Annotated in this window: 6 protein-coding genes; 3 read left to right on the top strand and 3 right to left on the bottom strand. The window is 36.2% G+C overall.

The features are described 5' to 3' along the window. The 3 genes from AC4MRQ_RS24645 to AC4MRQ_RS24635 form a co-directional block, all read right to left on the bottom strand. Positions 1–950, bottom strand: a 950-nt coding sequence (locus AC4MRQ_RS24645; RefSeq protein WP_491200393.1) for a M56 family metallopeptidase, incomplete at its 3' end; no start/stop codon positions are given. Then, complete coding sequence (locus AC4MRQ_RS24640; RefSeq protein ID WP_491200392.1) at positions 950–1,321, bottom strand: BlaI/MecI/CopY family transcriptional regulator; 372 nt, start codon at positions 1,319–1,321, stop codon at positions 950–952. The genes AC4MRQ_RS24640 and AC4MRQ_RS24645, both read right to left, overlap by 1 nt. A 181-nt stretch (positions 1,322–1,502) precedes the next feature. Next, positions 1,503–2,138 carry a class II aldolase/adducin family protein gene (locus tag AC4MRQ_RS24635; protein WP_491200391.1) on the bottom strand — a complete coding sequence of 212 codons (636 nt, stop codon included), beginning with the start codon at positions 2,136–2,138 and terminating at the stop codon, positions 1,503–1,505. 134 nt (positions 2,139–2,272) lie between these two features. Here AC4MRQ_RS24635 and AC4MRQ_RS24630 point away from each other — a divergent pair, with 134 nt between their 5' ends. The 3 genes from AC4MRQ_RS24630 to AC4MRQ_RS24620 all read left to right on the top strand — a co-directional run bounded on the left by AC4MRQ_RS24630 (position 2,273) and on the right by AC4MRQ_RS24620 (position 5,590). Continuing rightward, a complete protein-coding gene (locus tag AC4MRQ_RS24630) occupies positions 2,273–3,268 on the top strand; it encodes an N-acetylmuramoyl-L-alanine amidase family protein (RefSeq protein ID WP_491200390.1) in 996 nt (331 codons plus the stop codon). 53 nt (positions 3,269–3,321) lie between these two features. Beyond that, on the top strand, positions 3,322–4,218 hold the full coding sequence (locus AC4MRQ_RS24625; protein ID WP_491200389.1) for a nucleotidyltransferase family protein: 897 nt from the start codon (positions 3,322–3,324) through the stop codon (positions 4,216–4,218). A gap of 493 nt (positions 4,219–4,711) precedes the next feature. After that, entirely contained in the window at positions 4,712–5,590 is an 879-nt protein-coding gene (locus AC4MRQ_RS24620) for an alpha/beta hydrolase (protein WP_491200388.1), read from the top strand. The last annotated feature ends 218 nt before the right edge of the window (positions 5,591–5,808 follow it).

The raw sequence follows: 5,808 nt of genomic DNA, 5'->3' as shown, positions 1-5,808 counted from the left end.
TGAGCGATAAACTTTCGTAATTCTTTTTCAGAACTAACTTTCTCTATCTTAGTTATATCCTGTACCTTATTTGGATTAGTAAAAGCTAATAAAGCAAGGGACATCAACGGGATAAGTAATAAATTCTTACTCCATCCTATCAATCGGTTTGTATGTTTCTTATTCATCATTACAAGTCTTTTTTTAGTTAAACTTTGGTTGAAATTATTCACCAATTGCATTCGCCTGTTAGTGTTTAACAAGTTAAGTAATGAATATTGATACACTTTAGGTTCTTCTGTTATTTGGATCATTGCGTTGTCAACACAGTATTCATGGTTTTGAGCTATCAGTTTTCGAAGCCACCAAACAAACGGATTCCACCATTGTATAATCAACAGCCACTCGGCCAGCGAAATATCAATTGAATGTAATTGAGCACAATGAGTTCGCTCGTGCTCCAGAATCATCTGCCGGTTTTTATCTTTCTCCAAATGTTTCGGCATATAAATGGTTCTGTAAAAAGAAAAAGGATTAACATCATTATCCTTGAGAAGCACAACCTTAAAGCCTTTAAACTCTTTAGCCTGCCCCTTCTTTTTGAGATGTTGAATAAATACATATCCCCACACGATTCGTATGGTTAAAATCAAACTAACAACTGTATACAGGCTTAGAGCTATTAACAGCCAATTAACCGGATCAGGTGTTGGCTCTGCAATCATATTATTGGCCGGCACATCCATTGTCAATACAAGTGCTTCCGTCTTAGTTTCAGGTTTTATCAATAAACCCTTCAACCAAGTCGGCATGGCCATTAAAGGTACAATCCATGGTACTATAACTGTTGCTAAAAGCCAGCCCCTGTTTCGCTGAAAAAAACTATCACGAGACAGAAATAAACTGTAAATCAAAACTGAAAGAGCAATTATACTTCCTGTTTTAAGCTGTAGTTCGATAAATGCATTCATCAACCTTTGTTTTTCTGTTCAATAATGTCAATTAACTCTTTTAAATCATCTACATTTAATTTGTCCTCATTTACAAAAAAGGACACTACATTTTTGTAGGATGATTCAAAATAATCGGAAACGACATTCTTGATAAACAATTTACGATAATCCTCTTTGGTAACAGCAGGATAATATTCGTGCGAATTACCATACGAGTTATGAGCCACATAGCCCTTTTCTTCCAATCCGCGAATGATTGTACTAAATGTATTGTAATGCGGTTTTGGCTCCGGATGCTGTTTTAATAAATCCTTTACAAAGCCTTTGCCGGCATCCCACAATATCTTCATCACATCTTCTTCGCGTTTGGTTAATCGTTTTGTAATCATCGTTCTTTATTAAAAATATGTACCATGAATGTATTGACAAATACAAATATAACTACTTAATTCGTTTTATCAACTATTTTTTTCGTTTACAAACGAAATTTTTAGTTGGAGTATTATTTAAGCACCCCAAAAACCTATAGATTATGAGCTTGAAGAACAATCAGACGATAGAATAAATTGCTCAGCCAAATAATTCTTTTAACTGACTTAGTTGGGATGTATTCAGCTCCTTTTTATCGTTTAATAAGGTTGTGATCAGGGACATTTTAGCGGCGTTTTCCAATACCTCAATTCGATCAAAAGCTTTAAGCATGGTACTACCAACTGCCAAAACTCCATGATTCGCCATCAAAATCACATTAGATAAACGACTTGCTTCTGCAACGTTATTTGCTAACATTTCTGAGCCGGGCGCAGCATAATCGGCGGTACAAGGTTTAGTCAATATAGTATAAGCCTCTGCCAATAGGGTCGTATTAATATTTTGAGTCATAGCTGTATATGTACTTGACATCGGCGCATGCGCATGAACAATAGCATTCACATCAGGACGCGCTTTATAAATAGCCAGGTGCATTCCTGTCTCCATACTTACCTTTAGAGATGAATCCATGCATACTCCTTCCATATTAACAACTGCAATCTCAGAGCTTTTTATCCGGCCTTTGTCCGTTTCCGAAGCTGTAATGGCAATATGATGCTCATCCAAACGCAGACTAATATTTCCACCTAAAGATGTTGTTAAGCCTTGTTTATACAATCGTCGCATCCATCTGGCAACGTCTTTTTTATTCTTTAGATACGATTCTTTATGCATGTTATCTCAATAATGTCATTAATTATCATCAAAAATAGATTATTAACCCCAAGTATTTAAGCTTTAACCAATAATTAAGACTTAAACTTCTTTTATTGAAGGTAAAAAATGGAAAAAATCTATTTTTGTATGTTATGAGTAAAAAACTAATGCACCAATATATAATATCCTGCATTTTAATGGCGATTCATCTTGTCGCATTTTCGCAGGATAAAACCGTTTACAAAGAAGCCAGACCCAAAAATGGCGAAGGTTTGCATGCTTTTTTGATTCGTCATCAGCTAACACCCAAGGAACATCAACAGGCTTTTATTGATCTTAATAAAGGTAAGTTTGGAAAAAATAATTCTTTACTGGCTCATCACACTTATAAGTTACCTTCTACCGAAATTGAACTTTACAATGCTTTATTTGGAAAGGAAAGAGCGCGATTTCCGCTTGAATCAAATGAATTAAAAGGTACCTCCTTTTATTTGGTCACAGGGCATGGTGGACCTGATCCTGGTGCAATTGGTAAATATGGCAGCCACGAATTACACGAAGATGAATACGCCTATGATATTACACTCCGCTTAGCCAAAAAGTTAATGGAAAATGGCGCTAAGGTACATTTGATTATTGAAGATGAAGATGATGGCATACGCGATGAGCAAATTCTTCGATACGATAATCACGAAACTTGTGGTGGCAAAGCCATTCTTTTAAAGCAAATCGACCGCTTAAAACAACGAACAAGAGAAGTTAATAAGCGATATAAGCAAGACACAGAAGCTTATCGGAGATGCCTGATTATTCATTTGGACAGTCGTAGTAAACGAAAACAAATTGATGTATTCTTTTATCATCACAAACGAAGTTCGAACGGTAAAAAGCTTGCACTCCAGTTGCGCGATACTTTCGATAGTAAATACAAACAGCACCAGCCATCAAGAGGTTTTTCAGGTACAGTAAGTGATCGAAACCTATACCTTTTGCGCAATACAACACCTGTTTCTGTTTTTATTGAACTAGGAAATATACAGAACTACCGTGACCAACAACGCTTTATTAAAGCAGACAATCGTCAGGCCTTGGCCAATTGGCTTTATGAGGGAATAAAGAAAGATTATGAAAGGAATAATAAGAAATAATCCTTATTTTTGCCTTTCGAAATATTAAAATTGAAATCAAAATTCAAATACTAATGAAACCAACATTATTAATTTTAGCAGCAGGAATGGGTAGTCGTTATGGCGGCCTTAAACAAATGGATGAATTAGGTCCTCACGGTGAATCGATTATCGATTACTCGGTTTACGATGCTATTCAATCAGGCTTTGAAAAAGTAGTATTCGTTATTCGTGAGTCATTTGCCGATGCCTTTAAAGAGCGATTTGAGCCACGTTTAGCTGGTAAAATTAAGACGGAATACGTATTTCAGGAATTAACCGACCTGCCAGCGGGTTTCTCATTGCCTGAAGGACGCGAAAAACCTTGGGGTACGGGACATGCCATATTAATGGCTAAGGATGTTATTAACGAACCGTTTGCTATTGTTAATGCTGATGACTTTTATGGTCGCGAAGCTTACAAGCAGGTTTTCGACTTTGTTGCTCAGAGTAACGACGCCAGCGAATATGCAATGGTTGGATATGCCCTTAACAACACACTTTCTGAGCATGGAACGGTATCGCGCGGTGTGTGCGAAGCTGATGAAAAAGGCAACCTGGTTAACATTACCGAACGTACCAAGATTGGTTACGAAGGAGATAAAATCTTTTTCTATGAGGAAAATGACAAAACCGAATTAACCGGTAACGAAGCTGTATCAATGAATTTCTGGGCCTTTAAACCAGAATATTTCCATCATTTAGAAACTGCTTTTGTGGAGTTCCTGAAGGAAAAAGGAACCGAAATGAAATCTGAATTCTATTTTAATGCGGTAGTTGACGGCCTGATTAAGAAAGGTGAAGCCAGCACCAAAGTAATTCGTACCGATGCTAAATGGTTTGGTGTTACTTACAAAGAAGACAAACCTTTGGTTCAGGAAAAGTTAAATCAGCTTATTACAGATGGCATTTATCCTGAAAAGCTTTGGTAAAAATACAATACGCAATATTTCAAGGCGATTATCTTAACTGGTAATCGCTTTTTTGATGAATTTAAATGATATACGACATAACCAGGATAATGTCACAGCCAGTTAAAAAGACGTTCGCGTCTATCTAAACGAGGTCCCAATCTATTAAAGTGAAGTCCCAGTCTATTAAAACGGTACCAAACTCTTCCTAACTGGCATCATAGACTATTTAAAATATAGACACTCTCATTAAGATCACATACGACTAAACTAAGATGAGGTCCCACTCAATTAGAATGAGATCCCAGTCTATTAAGATTACATTCATGCTTATAAAAACGGCACCAGACGGTTCCAAATTGGTATCAGATGCCATTATAGCAACATCTGTTATTTCTTAACATCAATAATACCTATATTTATAATCGCCTATTTCGTATAACCAGCAATTCAATCTTAATTCTGAAATAGTTTATTTATTAAAATATATAAGATTAGTACTAACATTTGCAATATGAAGTTACTTTTTACACTTACAAGCCTCTTGATTACTTTACAATTAATGGCTCAAACTCCCAAAGGTAAAGTCATCGAAGGTCAGTCCCTTTCAAGTAAAATTACCGGGTATGATGTTAATTATTCGGTTTACCTGCCGCCTTGTTATGATTCATCCGAACGTGCCTACCCTGTTCTCTACCTATTACACGGCTATAGTGATAATGAAACAGCCTGGATACAATTTGGCGAAGTTAATCACTCAGCAGATAAAGCCATTGAGGAAGGATCAATACCACCAATGATTATTGTTATGCCCAACGCTAAAGTCACCTGGTATGTTAATAACCACGATGGTAGCGATCGCTATGAAGATATGTTTATCGAAGAATTCATTCCTCAAGTTGAGAAACAATACCGTATACGCTCACAAAGAGATTATCGTGCGGTAAGTGGTCTATCAATGGGTGGTAATGGTTCGTTGGTATATGCTATTAAACATCCCGATGTATTTGGAGCATGCGCAGCATTTAGTGCTGCCGTTTATACCAATGACGAAATGAAGCACCACTTGGCCAAAGGAAACAAAGATTGGTTTCAACCCATTTATGGTGAACTAAACAAAAAAGGTGATTTACCACAACATTGGATGGATAACAACATCCTCAACATCCTTGAAAAACAGCCACTAAAAGACATAAAAAGAGTCAGATTCTATATTGATTGCGGTGATGATGACTTCCTATATAAAGGGAATGCTGCCTTACATGTTCTTATGCGTAATAAGAAAATAAAACATGAATACCGTATTCGTGATGGAGCACATAACTGGACATATTGGCGCACCAACATTATTCACGGATTACAATTTGTTGGTGATGTATTTCACAGAAAATAACTTGTACACAGTTGTTTTTCACATTTATAAAAAATATCTTTAATACCCATTAAGCTAATTGTCCCATTTATTAGCTTTTTTACAACAGGATGTTGGCACTATTTGCTAATATCCTGTTGTTAAACCTTATTTATCTACAAACCCATGTGTAAAGCAGCCTTTGCTTTTCTGTTGCTTTGCCTTAAAATCCTTGAAAATGAAAGCAATTATTAATCGAA

The sequence above is a fragment of the Carboxylicivirga sp. genome, assembly GCF_982718395.1.
Note: the sequence above shows the minus strand (reverse complement) of the source record. Positions and strands in the feature narration are given on the sequence as shown.